Here is a 21134-nt window from a genome sequence, read left to right on the forward strand (position 1 = left end):
ATGAATTACCGCCGGTTGATCCGGCGCCACAGCTGGAATGGGGAACTATGCGCACATTCGGATCGGCGGTTCTGGTACTGGCAGCGCTGCTGCTCGCCGGAGCCGCGGTATGCGGCGCCTGGTTGTCGCAAAACGCCGTCTCGGCACAGGGGTTCTCCCAGCTGGCCGAGCCGCTGGGAGAGGACGAAGCGTTCCAGTCCGAGCTTTCCTCCGCGGTCGCGTCGCAGGCCAGCGCATCCCTCAGCGAAGGACTGCCCGCAGGACTGGCCGCGCTGGTTGAGCCGGTTATTGAGAACGTCGTGTCAGGGTTCCAGCAGGCACCGGGCTATCCGGAGGCGTGGACACAGACGCTTGAACGCTCCCACGCGGCAACCTTCGATTCCGGAACGCCTTCCCTGGACCTCGGTCCGCTCCTGAACCTTGTGAGTTCGGAGGTGGCCGGCGAGATCGGTACCGAACCGGCCGACGCCGGACAGCGGCTGCTCACGGTCTCCAGTGCGGAGTACAGCGGGGAACTCGAAACGCTGGAGCGCTTTGCGGATTCATGGCCGCTGTTCGCCGCTGCCGGTGTCCTGGCTGCCCTGCTGGGGCTGCTTGTGGCCCGACGCCGCTCCACCACCGTTGCGCTGATCGGTGCAGGTACGGCTGGGATGGCCGGTGCCCTGTGGCTGGCCTCCGGTGCCGCAGCGTCGATCGTAGAGAGACAGACCCCGGCCAACCCGGTGGCATCGGCGTTCACGGCAGGCTTTATCCCGCTCGCCGAATCCAGCTTCCACTCCTGGCTGGTTGTGATGCTGATTGCCGCAGTAGCGCTCATTGTCCTGGGCCTGGTGTTCCGCCTCGCGGCCGGAAACCGGCGGACTGTGCGCTGACAGCGGACGTACCCGCCCCGGCTCATGGTCCGTCCGGCCTACCGGCTAGCATGGAGTCATGACCAGCACAGCCGTTTCCGTGCCGATGCCCACCGTGCCACGCCGCCGCCGCAGCCCTGAAGAGGTCGCTGCCGCTGCTCCGGTGTCCGGAGAGCGCCGGGTCCTGCTCGCCGCTCCGCGCGGCTACTGCGCCGGCGTCGACCGTGCGGTGATCGCCGTCGAAAAGGCGCTGGAGCACTACGGCCCGCCTGTTTACGTGCGCAAGCAGATCGTGCACAACCTGCACGTCGTCAGCACGCTGGAAGAGCGCGGCGCCATCTTCGTCGATGAGACGGACGAAGTTCCGGAAGGCTCCCTGCTGATCTTCTCCGCCCACGGAGTCTCTCCCGCCGTCGTCCAGTCTGCTGAAGACCGCGGCCTGCGCACCATCGACGCCACCTGCCCGCTGGTCACCAAGGTCCACCGCGAAGCCGTGCGCTTCGCCCGCGACGACTTCGACATCCTGCTCATCGGACACGAGGGGCATGAGGAAGTCGAAGGCACCTACGGCGAGGCGCCGGAGCACATGCAGATCGTCAACGGACCTGAAGACGTGGACAAGGTCCAGGTCCGGGATCCGGACAAGGTCATCTGGCTTTCCCAGACCACCCTGTCCGTGGACGAGACCATGACCACCGTGAAGCTGCTGCGGGAGAAGTTCCCGAACCTGCAGGATCCGCCCAGCGATGACATTTGCTACGCCACCTCCAACCGCCAGGCGGCGATCAAGAAGATCGCACCCGACGCGGACCTGGTCATTGTGGTTGGTTCGGCGAACTCCTCGAACTCCGTGCGGCTGGTAGAGGTTGCCCTTGAGTACGGCGCCAAGGCGTCCTACCGGGTGGACTTCGCCAATGAGGTGGACGAGTCCTGGTTCGAAGGTGTCTCGACCGTGGGCGTGACCTCAGGTGCCTCGGTGCCGGAGAACCTGGTCCAGGACGTTCTCAACCTGCTGGCCCAGTACGGCTATGGCGAGGTCGAAGAGGTCGTCACGGCGGAGGAAGACATCATCTTCTCCCTGCCCAAGGAAATCCGCGCCACGCTCAAGGCCATGGGGGATTCCTCCCGCGGTCTGGGCGGCCGCCGCTCCGAGTCCTGAGGCAGCCGCCGGTTCGGCTCTGACGGCCAGCCCCGGTAACATTTACTAACGTGGCTCTTACTATTGGCATCGTCGGCCTGCCCAACGTCGGCAAATCAACCCTGTTCAATGCGCTGACCCGCAACAACGTGCTGGCGGCGAACTATCCGTTCGCCACGATCGAGCCGAATGTCGGCGTCGTATCCCTTCCGGATCCGCGCCTGGCAAAGCTCGCCGAGATCTTCGGTTCGGCCCGCATCCTGCCCGCAACCGTGTCCTTCGTGGACATCGCCGGCATTGTGAAGGGCGCGTCGGAAGGCGAAGGCCTGGGCAACCAGTTCCTCGCCAACATCCGCGAAGCCGAGGCCATTGCCCAGGTTATCCGCGTCTTCGATGATCCCGATGTGGTCCACGTGGACGGCAAGGTTGATCCGCGCTCTGACATGGAGACCATCAACACCGAACTGATCCTCGCGGACCTCCAGACCCTGGAGAAGGCCATTCCGCGCGTGGAGAAGGAAGTGAAGATCAAGAAGCGCGACGCCGCCCAGCTGGCTGCCATGCAGGCCGCCCAGGCTGTGCTGGAGCGCGGGGACACGATCTTCTCCTCCATCGCCAGCGACAAGCTGGACATGGAGCACCTGCGTGAACTGAGCCTGCTCACCGCCAAGCCCTTTATCTACGTCTTCAACGTTGACGACGCCGTCCTGGGCAACCCGGACCGCCAGGCCGAGCTGCGCGAACTCGTGGCTCCGGCCGATGCCATCTTCCTCGACGCCAAGCTCGAAGCCGACCTCGTGGAACTGGACGAGGAAGAAGCCCGCGAGATGCTGGAGATGAGCGGCCAGGAAGAGTCCGGCCTGGACAAGCTGGCCCGCGTTGGCTTCCACACCCTGGGCCTGCAGACGTATCTGACGGCCGGTCCCAAGGAAACCCGTGCGTGGACCATCCGCAAGGGCGACACCGCGCCCCAGGCTGCCGGCGTCATCCACACCGACTTCCAGCGCGGCTTCATCAAGGCCGAAGTTGTTTCCTTTGATGACCTGGTTGAGGCCGGCTCCATGGCCGAGGCCAAGGCCCACGGGAAGGTCCGGATTGAAGGCAAGGACTACGTTATGGCCGACGGCGATGTGGTGGAGTTTAGGTTTAACGTCTAGGTTTCAGGCGATTGCTTGAGAAAGGCCCGGGATGCTGCTTGCATCCCGGGCCTTCCTGCGTGTGGAGTGCCGGCCTTAGCCGGGGTCGAATGTCCTGTTAGTGCCCGACGGTGAACCGCCGACGCGGATGCGCGTTGTTCTCGATCTCATCGACAAAGGCAAGCGCGAAGTCGGTGCCGGAGATTTCCGAGGAACCGTCCTCTTTGGTCACCAGGACGTCGCCGCCGGTACGGTAGGCGCCCGTGGTCTCGCCCGGAGCAAAGACACCGAAGAGAGCTGCCGGGCTGACGTAGAACCAGTCGAGGTCCTCTGGTGCCTGCCGCAGCGCCTCGAGTACCTCGGCATGCGAGAGGGCCTCGGGCTTCCAGTCATCGAGGAAGTCCGGGGTATCGACCAGGCGCGGACCGCCCTCCGCAACCAGGGACGAGCCTGCGCCGCCAACGAAGGCAAGCCGCACGCCGTTGGTGCGCGCGGCATCGATCAGCCCCGGCACATACGCAGTGAGCGGAGCGCCGTCAACGTCGGCTCCGTGCACAGCCACAACGAGGACATCGGCGTCGGCGGCCGCAGCCGCGAGTACCTCCGGTGTAGCCAGCGAACCGGTGCGGTATTCAACACCCTCCAGCGGCTGTTCCGGCGCATTGCGGGAGTAGGAGATGACCTCGTGCCCGCGTGAGGCCGCCTCGCGGGCGATGTTTCCGCCGGCATAGCCGGTTCCGCCGAAGATAACTACTCGTGACATGTGCGTTCTCTCCTTGCAGTAGGGAGCCGGCAATTCCCCGGCGAAGATGGAACCTGATGCCGCGTCCAGCTATCCCCACGACCCCGGATATGGATCCGCCCGCGTCGTTATGGCACGGAACGCCGTCGGCGGTGGGCTGGCCGCTCCACCCACATATGAAGGCGTATTGCGCCGCGAATGGACCGGTTGATTCCGCAAACGGATTGCACACGGGACCGGGCGGCCGGAGAATCGCTCCATGGGCTCCCTGACATTCAGCTACAACGTCACCTTGGACGGCTGCGTAGATCATCAGGAGGGGATCGCCGACGACGAGACCCACACGCATTACACCCGGCTTCTGGACGAGTCCGGCGCCATGCTCTGGGGCCGCACCACGTACGAGCTGATGGAGAGTTACTGGCCGCTGGTCGCCCACGGAGAAGTGGAGGCGCCTGCGGCGATCCGCGATTGGGCCGTCACGCTGGAGGACAAACCCAAGTACGTAGTGTCCGCGACGCGCAGCGAATTCCCGTGGAACAACAGCCACCGCCTCGAAGGCGACCTGCGCACCGCGGTGCAGGAGCTCAAGGACCAGACGCCCGACGGCGTGCTCCTCGGCAGCGGCAAGCTTGCGTCAGCGCTGGACCGGCTGGACCTCATTGATGAGTACAGATTCCTGGTGCACCCCATGATTACCGGGCACGGTCCCACCCTCTATGAAGGTCTTCTGGACGGCGCTCGCCGCCTGGAACTGATTTCAGCCGAGCCAATGAGCAACGGTGCGCTCTCCGTGCACTACCGCCGGGCTGGCTGAGCGGCACCACAGGAACGACTGGAAGGGATTAGTCCATGAGTGATCAACCCAACGGGCCGGATCGGTTCACCGCCGATGACTTCGCGCAGCGGCTGCGGCGGGCAGCCGGGGCCGCGGGGAACGCCGGACTTGATGGCATCCTGGTCACTCCCGGACCGGACCTGCTCTACCTCACCGGATATGCGCCCGTCGCCATTACTGAACGCATCACCCTGCTCGTGGTTCCCGCCGACGGCGAGCCCGCCCTGCTGGTGCCCAAACTCGAACGGCCGGACGCGGAGGCAGCACCGGGCACCTCGAAACTTCGGATTGCGGACTGGACCGACGGAAGCGATCCCTACCAGGAAGCAGCGGCGCTCCTGGGCGGGGCCGGCCGCTATGCCATCTCCGACTCAGCCTGGGCAATGCATCTACTCGGACTGCAGGACCATTTGCCCGGGTCTTCCTACGTGTCCATGACCACCGCCCTGCCGATGCTCCGGGCCATCAAGGATGCAGACGAAGTCGAACGCCTGACGGCGGCCGGCGCGGCGGCAGATATGGCATATGAGGAGATCGTGACCCTGACGTTCGCGGGGCGCAGCGAGAACGACGTCGGAGCGGAGCTGGCCCGCCTGCTCCGCCGGTTCGGCCATTCACAGGTGGACTTTACGGTTGTGGGGTCGGGTCCGAACGGCGCCAACCCGCACCACGAAATCGGCCCTCGGATCATCGAGGAAGGTGACATGGTGGTGCTCGATTTCGGCGGCCTCAAAGACGGCTATGGGTCGGACACCACGAGGACCGTGCACGTCGGGGAGCCAACTGCCAAGGAGCAGGAGGTGCACGACGTCGTGCGCCGGGCGCAGCAGGCCGCCTTCGAGGCCGTGCGTCCCGGCGTGGAGTGCCAGGAGATCGATCGCGTTGCGCGGGCAGTCATCACGGAAGCCGGGTACGGCCAGTACTTCATTCACCGCGTTGGGCACGGAATCGGCCTGACGACCCACGAGCCGCCGTACATGGTTAAGGGCGAAACCCAGATCCTGGAGCCCGGGATGTGCTTCTCGATCGAACCGGGAATCTACCTGCCGGGACAGTTCGGCGTCCGCATCGAGGACATCGTGACCGTAATTCCCGACGGCGGGCGGCGGCTCAACCAGACCTCGCGGGAGATGCGGATCGTCCACTAGCCGGTCGAACGGCCGGTCCCGGACGGGGAGCCGGACCTATTTGACGCGTGCCGCCGCGCCCGGCAAGGATCAGGGGATGGGGAAACACTTGGCGGCGGCACTATGAGCATCTACTCGTTCCACCTGGCCAATCTGCCGCCCCTCACCGCCGCCGGAGCAATGGTGCGCCAGCTCAAAGCCCCCGGCCTGGTTCACGCCGAAGTGTTCGCAGGAATGGAGCTGGGAGCACCGATAGTGTCACCGCGCAGGATGCAGCTGAAGCGCACGGCCGTGTTCGCGCACTGGGAAGACGAACGGTCCCTGACGGACTTCCTCACCGGGCATCCGTTTGGCAGGAAACTGGACCAGGGCTGGCACGTCCGGCTGCAGTTCCTGCGCCGCTGGGGGAAAGTCAGCGAGTTCGCCGAGCTGCCGGAATCCGCAGAATCAGCCAACCCGCACGAGCCGGTAGTGGCCGTGACCCTGGCCCGCCTGCGCCTGCCGGAACTGCCCCGCTTCATCCGGTGGGGCCGTCCCGTGGAAACCCAGATCCGGGACCACCCAGAGGCGACGCTGGCCATGGCCGGCATCCGCCTGCCCCGGACAGTTTCAACCTTCTCCATCTGGACCAGCACCCGGGCGATGACCGGCATGGTTTCCGGGAGGGACGCCGGGGACAGTGCACGTCGCCACACCGAAGCGATGACCGAGCGGGAACGCCGGGACTTCCACCATGAATTCACGACGCTGCGCTTTCGGCCGCTCTCCGAACACGGCTCCTGGCAAGGCCGGAGCGATTACATCCCCTGGCCTGCCCCATCCAGCCGCTGACACCGCGCCCTCGCCGGACCTACTACATAAAACAGCAGCAGGCCGGACCCGCAGTGGGTCCGGTCTGCTGCTGGGTAACGACTGCGCGGCTACGCCGGTGTGCGGACGTCAGCCTCACTGCGGGAACGCAGGTAGGTGGCAATCGCCAGCCGGTTGATAGCCGACCGGCTCACGATGCCAATGGGACGGGAATCGCCCTTAACCACCGGCACCTTCTTGAGCCGCGCGTCCGACAGCGCAGCCACAGCGTCACTGACCGATGCTCCGGCGTCGAGCGTGACGACGTCGTGTGTTGCGAGCCGCAGAACGTTCAGGTTCGCGAGATCGGACATTGCCTGTTCCAGGTCGTCCGCAGCGCCGATCGCATAGGAGTAGATCGACGTCGAGGACGGATGGGTCGCGGAGAGGTAGCGCAGCACATCGCCGTCGGACAGGAAACCTGCCAGCGTGCCGTCCGCGTTGAGGACCGGTGCACCCGAGATGCCGCGCTCGGCGAAGGTCTGCAGGGCATCAAGCACGCTCGCGTCGGAGGACAGGGCGTAGACGTCGGACTTCATGATCGACTGGACGGTGTCCGCCGGAGCCTGTTCGTTCTCCTTGGCGCGGCGGGACTGTACGGAGCGGTAGGCCAGGAACGCGAGGAGAATACCGAGGAGCGACGTGGCAACCACCAGGGCGACGGAGCCGTGGAAGCCGGCCAGCAGGGAATCACCTTCACTGCTTCCGGACTCGATGTTCGACGCAATGACGGCGCCGTAGATTCCGGTAGCGAGCGAGGTGCCCACGCAGCCGGCGATCTGGAAGCTGGTTGAAACCACCGTGACGCCGTGCGGGCTGGTCTCGCGGCCCAGGTTGGCCAGCGCGAACGTCTGGGACGGCCCGACGACGAATGCCGTTGCCAGCACTGCCGGGACGTAGAGCAGCCCGAAGATCCAGACCGAGCCCTGTCCTGCAGCGACCCCGACGAGCGTCACGAAGATTGCCATGACAAGGAATCCGAGGGGAATCGACCAGCGGCCGCCGTGGCGGTCGAACAGGCGGCCGGCGATCGGCCCCATCCCCACGGTCAGCAGGATGCCCGGTGCAAGGGTCAGCGAAGCACCCAGCGGCGGCATCTCGAGAGCACCCTGCAGGAACAGGGGAATGACCACGTTCATGGCGAAAACAAAGACCAGGCCGAGCATCGTCATGAGCACACCAAACACAAAAGGTGCGCTGGAGAACGGCCGCAGGTCGAGCAGCGGATTCTCGATTCGGCGCTGGCGGAGAATGAACAGCCACATGGCGAGAAGGCCAACGACGCCGGCAACACCTGCGTAGAGGGCAGATCCCTCGAAGGCGCTGGACACGCCGTAGAGGATGCCGACGAGGCCGACAGCAACGAGGATGAAGGACAGGATGTCCAGAACCGGCCGGCCCAGCTCGGTGACGTTCCGCAGGACAATCGCACCGGCGAGCAGCACCGCGAGAGTGAGGCCTCCGAAGACCCACATCAGGGTGGTCCAGGGGGCTACGGTCAGAATGGCGCCGGAGAGAACGATCGCCAGCGACGGGCCGAGGGTGGTCATGGCAGCCATGATGCCCATGTTGAGGCCAAGCTTCTCGCGCGGGGACACCGCCAGGGTGATGTTCATGCCGATGGGGGTTAGCAGGCCGGTCCCGATGGCCTGCAGCAGACGTGCGATCAGCAGGACTTCGAAACTGGGAGCCAAGGCTCCCACGACAGAACCCAGGACCATGATCGCGACGACGGCGACGAACAGCGGCCGGGTGGGGAACCGATGGTACAGGACGTTGGCAACGGGAACGAAGACAGCGGCGACGAGCAGGTAGCCGGTGGTTAGCCACTGTACGGTGCTGACGTTGACGCCGAAGTCCTGCATGATCGGCGTGAAGGCTACGTTGAGGAACGTCTCGTTGAAGGTGGCGAGGAACGCAGCGGCCGCAGCGACCGCGATCATCCCGCCTGCACGATCCTTGACATTCGGACGGGAAATTGAAGAGGGCGCCATAGAGTCTCCTGACAGTCGGCGGTGTGGAGGCGATCGACCGTGCCGTGTCAGAAGGTACTTTTTGAAGTGCCCCGCGTGTCGTGTCATCGATGCCGTGGTGGCCAGAGGCCGCATCAATTCTAGCAGAGCCGTGTTTTGAAACCGGTATACGGCCAGCTCAGGTCGCGCGGCTCCAGAGCAGGTAGGCCTCGGCCAGCTGTGCGGGTACGTTAGGGGCTGCTCCGCGGATAGGGGAGACCTGCGGCCGGGTGATCGTCGCCACCGCAACGATCACGTCCAGTGCCGTGAGGTCCTCCCGAACAGCCTGGTGCCGCTTGAGTTCCGCAAGCACAGTATTAAGGGCGTCCACCGCCGGCTGCTGGACCTGCGCAAGTGGTGTGGCTTCCAGATTCCGGGCAGCTCCGGCCTGCAGGGCAAGCCCGTCGGTGAGAGCCCCAAGTTCCATTGACGTCAGTCTGGACAGCAGGGCCTGCCATGCCTCGGACGGATCAATATCCAGACGGCTCCGGGCCTGATCCACGGCATGAATGATCTGATCCACCATGTCCTGGACCACGGCCCGCACAAGGTCTTCGCGGGAGGGGAAATTGCGGTAGAGGGTAGCGATGCCGACACCGCTCGCCGCCGCCACGGCTTCGAGCGCGACGTCCCCGCCCCGTTCGGCAAATACGTGCTTGGCGTGCGTAATGATGTTCTGCCTGCGGCGTGCGGCGTCAGCCCTCATGACTACTCCTTCAACTTGACCTTCAGTCTAAACCGGAGGAATATCGTCCGGTATAAGTGGAGGAAAATCCTCCACAAAGAAGGATGATTCATGACCACCCAGACCCGGGAGCCGAGCTCCCACCGGAAACACGCAGCCATTTGGGCCGGCCTGACGGTCGGGCTCTCAGTCATCCTCCTGGCGCTGCTGATGCTCTTTATCTCGCCCTCCCTGCTTTCCGGCCCGCGGGACCTCGGACTTGGCGTGGTTGGAGCAGAGCACCAGGCGGAGTCGATCGCCGAAACGCTCGAGGAACAGTCCCCGGGGGCTTTCGTCGTCCAGCCCTATGACAGTGCCGCCGATCTGCAGCAGGGAATCCGGGACCGGGACATCGTGGGAGGATTCGATTTCTCGGCGCCGGACATGACAGTATACGTAGCGAGCGCAGGCTCAACCGCAGTATCCGGAACCGTCAGCAACGTGGGTGCCACCATGGCCGGCAGCATGGGACAGACCGCCGAGATCGTTGATGTTGTGCCGCTTCCTTCCGCTGATCCGACGGGCGTTGGTATTGGCGGACTGGCTTTCCCGCTGGTGTTCGGCGGCATTGTGCCTGCCGTGGCGTTCCGTTCCATGCTCTCGGGCAAGCGCTGGTGGATCTTCGCCGGTCTCACCGGCTTCTCAGTCGCCGGCGGGTTCGTCGTTGCGGCCGTCCTTAAATACCTGTTCGGCAGCATTGAGGGCCCACTGGTCCCGGTTGCGGCGAGCGTGGCGCTCGGCATCGCAGCCCTGGCGCTGCCGCTGGCAGGCCTTAACGAGTGCTTCGGCACCAAGGGTTTCACCATTGCCGCGATGTCCATGATGTTTGTTGGCAACCCGTTCGCCGGCATCGCAACGAGCGCACAATGGCTCCCGGCCGGAGTTGCCATGATTGGCCAGCTGCTGCCTCCGGGTGCGGCGGGCACCCTGGTGCGTGCGGTGGCCTACTTCGACGGCGTAGGGGGAGCGGGTGCCGCGGTGACCCTTGGAGTCTGGGTGCTCGTGGGGATTGTGCTGTGGTTTGCGGGCCCGAAGCTCAGGAGCGCAAAGGCCGGTAAAGCCGGTAAAGAGCCCACACTCCAGCAGGTCTGAGGTCACGGCCCGGCGCAGGCACTGGGGTCGGAGCTCGGCTGGGAAGTGCGCTATGGGCGGCGGCTATGCCGCAGCTCATGCCAGGCAGCCGCACCCAGTCCCAGCGCCCAAAGGCTCCAGAGTTTCTCAGGGCGGGAGGGCGAAATCGCGTTGAGCACTGTCCCCACCGCGCCGACGCCGGTGCATGCAATATATAGGGCACGTTTCAGGCCCGGGGGAGTGCGGCGGGCAGCAAGGGCAACGGCGCCCGCCGCGTACACCAGGGACGCGGCGGCGCTGACCGTACGCAACCGCTCCGGAAGCCGTGCGTCGTACTTGCCTCCATAGGAAACCCTGCCCCAGGGCGCTCCGGCAGCCAGGCCAGCCTGAAAGGCAGACAGCACTCCCAGCAGCGCCGGGCAAATCCATTTCGTCTCCACGCCGCTATGGAATCAGTGCAGCGGCGCGGTGGCAAGCATCCGGGTTAGCTGCTGATGCCCACGGCCTTGCCGATCGAATCCTCATCTTCGAGCAGTCCGAGCATGCAAGCCGCCAGATCGGCGCGCGGAACCGAGCCGCGCAGGGTTCCGCTGTCCCCGGTTTCAAGTGCCTGCCAGGAGCCGGCAGGCTCCTTGTCCGTAAGGCCGGTGGGGCGGACGATTGTCCACTTCAGACCGGAGTCCTTCACCGCCGCTTCCTGCTCGTTGTGATCGGCCAGGGGTTTGGCCAGGGCCACTTTCATGGCCAGCCGCAGCGGAGCCGGCATTAGTGACCCGGAATCCCCGGCACCCAGGGAGGACTGCACCATCAGCCGCTGCACGCCTTCCTTCTTCATGGCGTCGATGACAGTGCGGGTGACATCTGCCCGGTGCCTGGGGTTTCCCTTGGCGCCGCCGACCGTGACGACAACGGCGTCGGCTCTCTGAACTGCCCGGGCCGCGGCGGCGGGATCCGTGGCATCCCCGGTAAGAACCCGAACACCTTCGGGTCCCTGCCCGCTGCGGGAGAGGACGGTGACTTCATGGCCTGCGGACCGTGCCTGGGACGCGAGCTGCGCCCCGGTTCCCTTGGATCCGCCGATGATGGTGAGCAGCACTGTGAGTCCTCTAATGGTTGGTGCGGGCCGGTGTTCCCTGCCCCTGTGAATCTTACCGCCGCCGCCGAAACGGCCCCCGAGGTGTGTGCGGAGACACAATAAACCCTGCAAGGCGCCACGCGCCAGAGTATGAAGCGTATTGATATTTTTCAGGTTGCAAACGTGTAACAACCGTGTCGCGCCGGGAACAAGGTTACGGACCAGTAGCACTCTGCGGTCTACTCTCTAAGTCATATGCGACGAGGCACGCAGGATCTGCGCTGTCCGTGATTCCGGTAATCCCGCCGGAGATAAACACGCACTGAGAAATAGGAGGCGGAATGCGTTTTGCACGTATTTCCAAAGCAGTGGGAGTTGCGGCAGTAGCTGCGCTTGCACTGAGTGCCTGTGCTGCGAATCAGGGGACCACCGACGGCGGTTCAACTGACAGCGAGAGCACCGGCGGTTCTGTCCGTGTTGTGGAGGTTAACGCCTTCAGCTCGTTCAACAGCAACACGGCGAACGGCAACGTAGATATCAACGGCAAGATTGCGTACGCCACGCATTCCGGCTTCAACTACATCACCGATGAACTCAAGGTCGAGCCGCTGGAAGACTTCGGCACGTACGAGAAGCTCTCGGATGATCCGCTGCAGGTCAAGTACACCGTCAACGAAGGTGTTAACTGGTCCGACGGCGAGCCCGTCGACGCAGACGACCTCATGCTGCTGTGGGCCGTGAACTCCGGTCACTTCAACGACGCCACCCAGAACGAAGAAGGCGAAACCGTTTCCGGTACCACCTACTTCGACTACGCCGGCGACACCTCCGGCCTGGGCCTGACGGACGTTCCCGAAATCGGTGACGACGGCCGTTCCATCACCCTCACCTACTCGAAGCCCTTCGCTGACTGGGAAGTTGCCTTCGGTGCGATGACCGACGGCGGCGTCAGCACTCCGGCACACGTCGTTGCCGAGAAGGCCGGTCTGGCCGACGGCGACGCGCTGATCGAACTGCTCCAGAACACCCCTGCCGGCGACCCGGCGAACCCGGCTCCGGTCAACGAAGAGCTGAAGGCTGTTGCCGACTTCTGGAACACCGGTTTCGATACGAAGTCGCTGCCCTCGGATGCTTCCCTGTACCTCTCCAACGGTCCGTTCATTGTCTCGGAAATCGACCCCGAGAACTCCATGACGCTGACCCGCAACGAGGACTACAACTGGGGCCCCGAGCCCAAGATCGACGAGATCGTCGTCCGTTACATCGGCGAAGCTCCCGCTCAGGTCCAGGCTCTGAAGAACGGTGAAGTGGACATCATTGCTCCGCAGCCTTCGGCTGACACCGTGGAGCAGATCGAAGCCATTGACGGCGTTTCCATGAACTCCGGCAACCAGCTGTCCTACGATCACGTTGACCTGAACTACACCGGCGTCTTCGCTGACCAGAACGTCCGCACGGCGTTCATGAAGGTCATCCCGCGCCAGGCGATCGTCGACTCGATCATCAAGAAGCTCAACCCGGATGCAGCCCCGCTGGATTCCGAGATCTTCCTGGCTGACCAGGCCGCCTACGCAGAGTCCGCCGCCAACAACGGCTCCTCCGAATTCGCCGAGGTTGACGTCGAAGGCGCCAAGGAACTGCTCGCAGGTGCCACTCCTGAAGTACGCATCATGTACAACAAGGACAACCCCAACCGTGCCGACGCCTACACGCTGATCGCACAGTCTGCCTCCGAAGCCGGCTTCAAGGTCGTTGACGGCGGCCTGGGCGCCTCTGACTGGGGCTCCGCCCTGGGCACCGGCACCTACGATGCCTCCATCTTCGGCTGGATCAACTCGGGCGTTGGCGTGACCGGCGTTCCGCAGATCTTCAAGACCGGTGCCGCATCGAACTACAACGGCTTCTCCAGCCCTGAAGCCGATGCACTCATGGACGAACTCATCATCGAAACCGACGTTGAGAAGCAGGAGGAACTGCAGATCCAGATCGACAAGCTGATCTGGGACTCTTCCTACGGCCTGCCGCTGTTCCAGTCTCCCGGCGTGGATGCACACAGCGACCGCATCGGCGGCATTGATTCCTTCATGCCGAACCAGACCGGTGTCTGGTGGAACTTCTGGGAATGGGAAGTTCTCGAGTAACAGTTTTTCCTAGCAGCTAAGCAACACCCGCAAGGCGCCGGGGCCTCTACGGTCCCGGCGCCTTGTACTTTCCCCTAGTAACCCAAATAGCCGGTGAGTGATTGGGATTAACCAAATTCCCAGCACTTATGACCTGCACTACACTTCTGCGAGTGCCGGGAGAACCCCCGGACCGTTCTAATGAGGCTGACACTCTATGGTTACCTACATCGTCCGGCGGCTCCTGACCGCCGTTCTAATCCTCTTCGGGGCTTCGTTCCTGGTCTATCTCCTGACAGCGGCGTCGGGGGACCCACTTCAAGACCTGCGCGAGAACCCCGCACCCAACCGGGACGAGCTGATCCGGGCACGCACTGAGCTCCTTGATCTGGATGTCCCCGCGCCCCTGCGCTACTTCTACTGGCTTGGCGGAGCAGTAAAGTGCCTCGCCCCCTTTGCCGCGACCTGCGACCTGGGCCAGAGCATCCAGGGCGAGCCCGTCACGGAGGCCCTGGCACGCGCCATGGGCGCCACAATCCTGCTGGTCACCACGGCGACACTGCTGGCCATCGTTGTGGGCATCTCCCTGGGCATCATTACGGCCCTGCGCCAGTACAGCTCGCTGGACTACGGCGTCACGTTCATGGCCTTCCTCTTCTTCTCACTGCCGATCTTCTGGCTGGCCGTCCTGCTCAAGGAATACGGAGCCATCGGCTTCAACAACTTCCTGGCCGACCCTCAGATACCGCTCCCGGTAGTCTTGAGCGTCGGTGCCGCCAGCGGCCTGATCTGGGTGGTCTTCGCCGGGGGTAACCTCAAACGCCGTGCAATCGCCTTTGTTGGCGGTTTCGTGGCCGCAGCAGGCCTGCTCTGGGTACTCGGCGCCACCGGCTGGTTCACCACACCGAGCCTGGGACCGGTTGTCATCGCCATTACGGGTGTGGCTATCGCCTACGGCGTGACTCTGCTTAGTGCCGGCCTGAAAAACCGCAAGGCCCTCTACTCGGCCCTGATCACTGTGGCACTCGGCGTCGTTGCCTACTACGCGCTGCAGCCGCTGCTGAACTCGGCCACGTGGCTGATGATGCTGCTGCTCGCCGTGGCGACCGTCGCCGTCGGCTGCCTGGTCGGCTACCTGATGGGCGGTTATGACCGCGGCCAAAGCATGCGCGGTGCCGCGCTGACCGGCCTGCTGGTTGGCGGACTGATTGTCCTGGACCGCTTTATGTACGCCTGGCCGTCCTACATGGACAACTCCCGGATCCGGGACCGGCCGATCGCTACAGTGGGTGCCTCCACTCCCGGCCTGAACGGTGACTTCTGGATCAGCGGCGTGGATACCTTCACCCACCTGCTGCTGCCCACCGTCGCGCTGCTGCTGGCCTCCCTGGCCTCCTACAGCCGCTACTCCCGGGCTTCCATGCTGGAAATCATGAACATGGACTACATCCGCACCGCACGCGCCAAGGGTCTTTCCGAGCGCACCGTGGTGATGCGCCACGCGTTCCGCAACGCCCTGATCCCGCTGGCCACAATCGTTGCCTTTGACATCGGAGCACTCATCGGCGGCGCCGTCATCACCGAGCAGGTCTTCGCCTTCAGCGGCATGGGCCAGCTGTTCGTGCAGGCGCTTAGCCGGGTGGATCCGAATCCGATCATGGGCTTCTTCCTTGTGACCGGCATTCTGGCACTGGTGTTCAACCTGGTGGCAGACCTTGTTTATACCGTCCTTGATCCGCGCGTAAGGGTGAAGTCATGAGCACTACGTTTTCCGCCGAAACCCCCTCCAACCCGCCCGGCACGGATCCCGAGACCCCTGCCAAAGGCAAAACCAAGGGCCTCTCACAGGGGCAGATTGTCCGCAAGCGCTTCTTCGACAACACGGCTGCGATCATCTCGCTGGTCGTCTTTGCCCTGATCTGCATCCTGGCGTTCTCCTCCATCGGATTCGCCGGCATACCGGGCTGGTGGAAGTACGACCACCGGCAGTTCACCGAGCAGATCAACGGCGGCGCACCAACGTTCGTCAACCTGTTCAACTGGGGCGAGCATCCCTTTGGCCAGGACCGCATTGGCCGTGACATGTTCGCCATGACCATGCGCGGCACGCAGCAGTCCATCATCGTGATGTTCCTCGTCGGCGCCATCGCCTGCGTGGTTGGTTCAGTAGTCGGAGCAGTTGCCGGCTATTTCCGCGGCATGGTCGAAGCCGTCCTGATGCGCCTGACGGACGTCGTCATCATCATCCCGATCATCGTCATGGCCGCCGTTCTGGGCCAGATCGCCAACCGCCTGGTCGGCGAGGGCATCGGAGTGGTCCTGCTGGGAATCTTCCTCGGCCTGGCGACCTGGACGTCGCTGGCACGACTGGTGCGCGGAGAGTTCCTGTCCCTGCGTGAACGGGAGTTTGTGGACGCCGCACGCATCGCCGGTGCCTCGAACAACCGCATCATTTTCAAGCACATCCTGCCCAACGCGGTTGGCGTGATCATTGTGAACACCACCCTGCTGATGTCCACGGCCATCCTGCTGGAAACCTCGCTGAGCTACATCGGCTTCGGCGTGCAGCCGCCGGACACGTCGCTGGGCCTGCTGATCAGCCAGAACCAGGAAGCCTTCCAGACCCGCCCCTGGCTGTTCTGGTGGCCGGGCCTGTTCATCGTGGCGATCTGCCTGTGCATCAACTTCATTGGTGACGGCCTCCGGGATGCTTTTGACCCGCGGCAGAAGAAGTTCAACGCCAAGAAGGCCAAGACAAAGCCGGCTGGCAACTAGTGGCAGCCCACCTGCCCGGAGCGGGGGCAGCCGGACTAGGCTGTCCCCGCCAGGGCGAAGAGCACGGCGGCCAGGACCGGCAGGCCCAGCAGCCAGCGCCAGTTGATGCCCACGGAAGCCCGGGTGGCTTCGGTCTGGTCAGTATCAATCAGGCCCGCGTTGACCAGCTGTTCCCAACGGCCCCGGACCAGGCGGGCAGCCTGGCCGGAGTCAGTATTGCTGAGGTCTCCGGGACGAACCGAACCGCCGGCGCCGTACGTGGTGCCCGGAAGGTTGCGCAGGTGTTCGGGCTTGCCCTGATGGGTGCCCCAGACGCCGGGAGCAGGCGCGGCCCATGCCGTGTAGGAGCCCTTCGGCGTGACAAGCTTCAGGGCGAACTTGGTGTCCACGTAAATCAGGGCGGCCCACGGAACCTCGATGGTTCGGAACGGGTTAGCCAGGGTTACTCCGGACCCGGACACCCGGACGCTCGGATACCAGAACAGCCAGGCTGCCCCGGCCGGGATCAGCAGCAGGGGCGCGGTGGCAAGCAGACCGCCAAAGCCTCCGGTCCACACCGCGGACACCATGGCCGCAGCGGTCAGTACCGCGGCGACACCCACGAACCACTTGGTGGTGCGCGGTCGGAAAACTTCGGTCTCGGGCTCGCTCTGCGGGTTCGGCATAACCCCATCGTTACAGCTTTTTCAGGCACCTCCGTAATCGGCCCGATGATCCGGGACCGGCGCGCTGCCTGGACGGAAGGAAACTACAGTCATGACTGAAACCTTCAGCACAGCGGAGACCCGCAGCACGGGCCGTCCGCCGGTCCTTGAAGTCCGCAATCTCTCCGTGGACTTCGGCGTGGACAAGGAATGGGTTCCCGCCGCAAAGGACCTGAACTACTACGTGAACGCCGGTGAAGTGCTGGCGATCGTGGGTGAGTCCGGTTCGGGCAAGAGTGCCAGTTCCATGGCCCTGCTGGGCCTGCTGCCCTCAAACTCGCGGGTTACCGGAGAGGTCCTGCTGGACGGCGAGCCCCTGCTGGGTCTCTCCCAGCACAAGCTGCGGCAGGTCCGCGGCAACGACGTCGCAGTGATCTTCCAGGAGCCGATGACGGCGCTGAACCCCGTCTACACTGTGGGTTTCCAGATCGTGGAGACCCTGCGGCTGCACAACGAGCTGTCTCCGGATGAAGCGAAGCAGCGGGCGCTGAAGCTCTTGGACATGGTGGAACTGCCTGACCCGGAAAAAGCCTTCAAGTCCTACCCTCACCAGCTCTCCGGCGGACAGCGGCAGCGTGCCATGATCGCTCAGTCGCTCTCCTGCGATCCGAAGCTGCTGATCGCTGACGAACCCACCACAGCGCTGGACGTAACGGTGCAGGCCGAAATCCTGGACCTGATGCGCAACCTGCGCAACAAGCTGGACTCGGCGATCGTCCTGATCACCCACGACATGGGCGTGGTTGCCGACCTCGCGGACCGCATTGCCGTGATGCGCCACGGTGTGATCGTTGAGACGGGCACGGCGAAGGAGATCTTCGCCAATCCGCAGCACCCCTACACCCGAGCGCTGCTCGAGTCCGTCCCTCACCTGGGGCAGGGCGCTGACGGTGACGGCGACGTCGACGTGGTGGCTGCACTGGCAGCCGCGACGCACGTTGAACTTGAGTCGGTAGACCAGGAAGAGCTGGAACGGCGGGAAGCCGAAGTCCTCTCCGGGCTGCGGACCGATGAAGCCGCGAAGATTGACGCTGCGGGCGGAGAACCGGTGCTCGTGCTTGAAAACGTCGCCATCGAGTACCCGAAGCAGGGGCGCGTAGCTGCCTTCCGCGCTGTAGAGGGAGCCAACCTGCGGATCCTCCCCGGCCAGGTTATGGGACTCGTGGGCGAATCCGGTTCCGGAAAGACAACCATCGGACGTGCCGCCGTCGGGCTCCTGCCCGTAGCCGAAGGCGAACTCCGTGTAGTGGGAACGGACATCTCCGAACTCAAGCCGAACTCCAAGGCCATGCACAATCTCCGCCGCCAGGTGGGCATGGTCTTCCAGGATCCGTCCTCCTCGCTGAACCCGCGGCTGCCCATCGGCGAGAGCATCGGTGAGCCGATGTTCCTGGCCGGCGAGGCCAAGGGTGCTGCCCTGCAGCAGCGGATCGAGGAACTGCTGGACCAGGTTGAACTGCCCCGCGCCTACCGCAACCGCTACCCGCATGAACTCTCGGGCGGACAGAAGCAGCGTGTGGGCATTGCCCGGGCGCTGTCGCTGAAGCCCAAGCTCATGGTTGCGGACGAGCCGACGTCGGCCCTGGACGTTTCCGTCCAGGCGAAGGTGCTTGAGCTGTTCCAGAACCTGCAGCGTGAACTGGGCTTCGCCTGCCTGTTCGTCACGCACGATCTTGCCGTGGTTGACGTCCTGGCCGACCACATCTGCGTGATGCGGAACGGACGGATCGTGGAGCAGGGGACCCGGGACCAGATCCTGCGCAACCCGCAGGAGGAATACACCCAGCGGCTGATCGCCGCCGTTCCGCTGCCCGATCCGGACAAGCAGCGGGAGCGCCGCGAACTGCGGGCCAAGCTGCTTCAGGCATCCGGCCCGGTCGCCTAACCGCCCGCCAAGCACTAATCGAGATAACAGAAACTGCCCGTTTGGAGCTCCAAACGGGCAGTTTCTGTATGTTCGGGAACCTGCCGAAAACCCGAAAAGCACAGTCTGCTTATTTTGTCCAGTAAGTAACGTGACGCATAGTACATCGTCCTCGAATCGTTATATTGGGGGTCGCCTCGATATAGTTGGAAAGCGAGGGGGACAGGCTTCCCGGCACCCGTACATCGGGCTGGCCGGAGAGGGCATGTCCCCTTTGGTTACCCGTAAAACGTGCGTAGCCAGGACCATTAGCTGAGGTCTGCGGAAGACACTCTGGGCACCCCCACCAGCTGCTACCCGGACATCAGCGCCGGAAACAACACCGGCTTCCTTTTCTATTCAGGAGGCGGAATGCGTTTACAGCGCGTATCCAAGGTTGTCAGCGTGGCGGTGGTTGCCGCTCTCGCGCTGGGAGCCTGCGGCGGAGGATCGAACAATGCGGACTCCGCTGCCACCAGTACAAGCATTACGGCCAACGGCACCGAGCCGCAGAACCCGCTGCTCCCCGCCAACACCAACGAGGTGGGCGGCGGCAGGATTATGGACCTTCTGTTCGAAGGCCTGCTGAGCTACGACGCCGACGGCAAGACGGTCAACGAAATCGCCGAGTCCATTGAGACCACGGACTCGCAGAACTACACCATCACACTGAAGGACGGGAAAACCTTCACCAACGGTGAACCGGTAACCGCGTCGTCCTTCGTTGATGCCTGGAACTTCGGTGCCGCCGCGAAGAACGCCCAGCTCAACTCCTACTTCTTCGAGAGCATCAAGGGCTACGACGAGGTGAGCGCTGAGGGTGCCACCACCGAAACCATGAGCGGCCTGAACGTGGTGGATGAGAAGACCTTCACGGTTGAACTCAGCCAGCCCGAATCTGACTGGCCGCTGCGCCTGGGCTACACCGCGTTCTACCCGCTGCCCGCCGAGGCCTTCGAGGACCCGGCAGCATTCGGGGAAAATCCGGTGGGCAACGGCCCGTACATGCTGGCAGGGGACAACGCCTGGCAGCATGAGGTCCAGATCGATCTGGTTGCCAACCCCGACTACACCGGCACCCGGGTTCCGCAGAACGACGGCGTGACGTTCAAGTTCTACTCCTCCTACGACGCCGCGTACGCGGATCTTCAGGCGGATAACCTGGACGTCCTGGACCAGATGCCGGCAGCCGCCCAGAAGACGTTCAAGTCCGATCTGGGTGAAGGCCGCTACTCGGAGAAGCCGACGGCGCAGAACCAGACCATCACCATCCCGCAGTACCTGGAGGAGTTCTCCGGCGAAGCCGGCGCCCTGCGGCGCCAGGCCATCTCCATGGCAGTGAACCGCGAGGAGATCACGGACGTCATCTTCTCCGGCGCCCGGCAGCCTGCCAATGACTTCACGTCACCGGTAATCGAGGGCTTCAACGCCGAGCTTCCCGGCTCGGAGGTGCTCGCCTACAACCCGGAGCGGGCAAAGGAACTGTGGGACCAGGCTGAAGCCATTTCCCCGTGGCCTGAGGGCAAGGCCTTCACGATCGGCTACAACGCCGACGGCGACCACAAGGAATGGGTGGACGCGGTCTGCAACTCGCTGAAGAACAACCTCGGTGTCGACGCGCAGGGCAAGGCCTACTCCACGTTCAAGGAGCTGCGTTCGGACGCCACTGCGAAGACCCTGAGCGGAGCCATCCGCACGGGCTGGCAGGCAGACTACCCGTCGCTGTACAACTTCCTTGGCCCCCTGTACGCCACCGGAGCAGGTTCAAACGACGGCGACTACACGAGCCAGACCTTCGATGACCTCCTGGCTGCCGGCCTGTCCGCAGCCACGGCCGAAGAAGGCGCGGCTATCTTCAACCAGGCACAGGAAGTCCTGCTGAAGGACCTCCCGGTCATCCCGCTGTGGTACCAGGTCTCCCAGACCGGCTGGAGCAACAACGTCACTGACGTGGAAACCGGCTGGAACGGCGTGCCTGTCTACTACAACATCGCACGCAAGTAATAACCCCGCGCGCCGTCCGCCGCCCGGGTTTCCCCGGGCGGCGGACGGCGCCACCAGGCAGAAAA

The 21134-nt window shown here is 64.1% G+C and carries 18 protein-coding genes; 12 read left to right on the plus strand and 6 right to left on the minus strand.

The window, feature by feature from the left end; all coding sequences use genetic code 11:
- Window positions 1–47 precede the first annotated feature (47 nt).
- The 3 genes from FYJ28_RS04580 to ychF are packed head-to-tail and all read left to right on the plus strand — an operon-like array spanning window position 48 to window position 3146.
- Window positions 48–872: a hypothetical protein gene (locus FYJ28_RS04580; RefSeq protein WP_154578413.1), complete on the plus strand. Its 825-nt coding sequence runs from the start codon at window positions 48–50 to the stop codon at window positions 870–872.
- Window positions 873–930: 58 nt separating this feature from the next.
- Window positions 931–2010, plus strand: a complete 1080-nt coding sequence (locus FYJ28_RS04585; protein WP_154578414.1) for a 4-hydroxy-3-methylbut-2-enyl diphosphate reductase — start codon at window positions 931–933, stop codon at window positions 2008–2010.
- A 50-nt stretch (window positions 2011–2060) separates the two neighbouring features.
- A complete protein-coding gene (gene ychF / locus FYJ28_RS04590; RefSeq protein ID WP_152226605.1) occupies window positions 2061–3146 on the plus strand; it encodes a redox-regulated ATPase YchF in 1086 nt (361 codons plus the stop codon).
- A gap of 97 nt (window positions 3147–3243) precedes the next feature.
- Here the strand turns inward: ychF and FYJ28_RS04595 are convergent, their stop codons facing one another.
- Window positions 3244–3888, minus strand: a complete 645-nt coding sequence (locus FYJ28_RS04595; RefSeq protein WP_154578415.1) for an NAD(P)-dependent oxidoreductase — start codon at window positions 3886–3888, stop codon at window positions 3244–3246.
- 238 nt (window positions 3889–4126) lie between these two features.
- Here FYJ28_RS04595 and FYJ28_RS04600 point away from each other — a divergent pair, with 238 nt between their 5' ends.
- From FYJ28_RS04600 to FYJ28_RS04610, 3 genes are all read left to right on the plus strand, one after another.
- Window positions 4127–4684, plus strand: a complete 558-nt coding sequence (locus tag FYJ28_RS04600; protein ID WP_154578416.1) for a dihydrofolate reductase family protein — start codon at window positions 4127–4129, stop codon at window positions 4682–4684.
- Window positions 4685–4719: 35 nt separating this feature from the next.
- The gene (locus tag FYJ28_RS04605; RefSeq protein WP_154578417.1) at window positions 4720–5853 is read left to right on the plus strand and encodes a M24 family metallopeptidase; all 1134 of its coding nucleotides are present in this window, start codon (window positions 4720–4722) and stop codon (window positions 5851–5853) included.
- A 102-nt stretch (window positions 5854–5955) separates the two neighbouring features.
- Window positions 5956–6663 carry a hypothetical protein gene (locus tag FYJ28_RS04610; RefSeq protein WP_154578418.1) on the plus strand — a complete coding sequence of 236 codons (708 nt, stop codon included), beginning with the start codon at window positions 5956–5958 and terminating at the stop codon, window positions 6661–6663.
- 89 nt (window positions 6664–6752) lie between these two features.
- Here the strand turns inward: FYJ28_RS04610 and FYJ28_RS04615 are convergent, their stop codons facing one another.
- Together FYJ28_RS04615 and FYJ28_RS04620 are read right to left on the minus strand one after the other, a co-directional pair.
- Window positions 6753–8675: an MFS transporter gene (locus FYJ28_RS04615; RefSeq protein WP_229780222.1), complete on the minus strand. Its 1923-nt coding sequence runs from the start codon at window positions 8673–8675 to the stop codon at window positions 6753–6755.
- 157 nt (window positions 8676–8832) lie between these two features.
- The gene (locus FYJ28_RS04620) at window positions 8833–9399 is read right to left on the minus strand and encodes a TetR/AcrR family transcriptional regulator (RefSeq protein ID WP_055239451.1); all 567 of its coding nucleotides are present in this window, start codon (window positions 9397–9399) and stop codon (window positions 8833–8835) included.
- A 90-nt stretch (window positions 9400–9489) separates the two neighbouring features.
- On the opposite strand from FYJ28_RS04620, the gene FYJ28_RS04625 reads away from it, so the two are divergent.
- Window positions 9490–10509 carry an ABC transporter permease gene (locus FYJ28_RS04625; RefSeq protein WP_154578419.1) on the plus strand — a complete coding sequence of 340 codons (1020 nt, stop codon included), beginning with the start codon at window positions 9490–9492 and terminating at the stop codon, window positions 10507–10509.
- A 50-nt stretch (window positions 10510–10559) separates the two neighbouring features.
- Here the strand turns inward: FYJ28_RS04625 and FYJ28_RS04630 are convergent, their stop codons facing one another.
- Complete coding sequence (locus FYJ28_RS04630) at window positions 10560–10928, minus strand: hypothetical protein (protein WP_154578420.1); 369 nt, start codon at window positions 10926–10928, stop codon at window positions 10560–10562.
- A 44-nt stretch (window positions 10929–10972) separates the two neighbouring features.
- A complete protein-coding gene (locus FYJ28_RS04635; RefSeq protein WP_195840595.1) occupies window positions 10973–11584 on the minus strand; it encodes an NAD(P)-dependent oxidoreductase in 612 nt (203 codons plus the stop codon).
- Window positions 11585–11904: 320 nt separating this feature from the next.
- Here FYJ28_RS04635 and FYJ28_RS04640 point away from each other — a divergent pair, with 320 nt between their 5' ends.
- The 3 genes from FYJ28_RS04640 (at window position 11905) to FYJ28_RS04650 (ending at window position 16458) form a co-directional block, all read left to right on the plus strand.
- Window positions 11905–13704, plus strand: a complete 1800-nt coding sequence (locus tag FYJ28_RS04640; protein WP_154578422.1) for an ABC transporter family substrate-binding protein — start codon at window positions 11905–11907, stop codon at window positions 13702–13704.
- A gap of 196 nt (window positions 13705–13900) precedes the next feature.
- Complete coding sequence (locus FYJ28_RS04645) at window positions 13901–15442, plus strand: ABC transporter permease (RefSeq protein ID WP_055239455.1); 1542 nt, start codon at window positions 13901–13903, stop codon at window positions 15440–15442.
- Window positions 15439–16458, plus strand: a complete 1020-nt coding sequence (locus FYJ28_RS04650; protein ID WP_154578423.1) for an ABC transporter permease — start codon at window positions 15439–15441, stop codon at window positions 16456–16458. The genes FYJ28_RS04645 and FYJ28_RS04650 overlap by 4 nt, the downstream gene beginning before the upstream one ends.
- A 35-nt stretch (window positions 16459–16493) precedes the next feature.
- On the opposite strand, the gene FYJ28_RS04655 is transcribed toward FYJ28_RS04650, so the two are convergent.
- A complete protein-coding gene (locus tag FYJ28_RS04655) occupies window positions 16494–17123 on the minus strand; it encodes a PH domain-containing protein (protein WP_154578424.1) in 630 nt (209 codons plus the stop codon).
- 91 nt (window positions 17124–17214) lie between these two features.
- Between FYJ28_RS04655 and FYJ28_RS04660 the strand changes: the two genes are divergently transcribed.
- Both FYJ28_RS04660 and FYJ28_RS04665 read left to right on the plus strand, forming a co-directional pair.
- Window positions 17215–19047 carry an ABC transporter ATP-binding protein gene (locus FYJ28_RS04660; RefSeq protein ID WP_154578425.1) on the plus strand — a complete coding sequence of 611 codons (1833 nt, stop codon included), beginning with the start codon at window positions 17215–17217 and terminating at the stop codon, window positions 19045–19047.
- A gap of 390 nt (window positions 19048–19437) precedes the next feature.
- Window positions 19438–21069: a peptide ABC transporter substrate-binding protein gene (locus tag FYJ28_RS04665; protein ID WP_055239459.1), complete on the plus strand. Its 1632-nt coding sequence runs from the start codon at window positions 19438–19440 to the stop codon at window positions 21067–21069.
- Window positions 21070–21134: the final 65 nt, after the last annotated feature.

This window comes from Arthrobacter sp. BL-252-APC-1A (genome assembly GCF_009696625.1).
GTDB lineage: Bacteria > Actinomycetota > Actinomycetes > Actinomycetales > Micrococcaceae > Arthrobacter_B.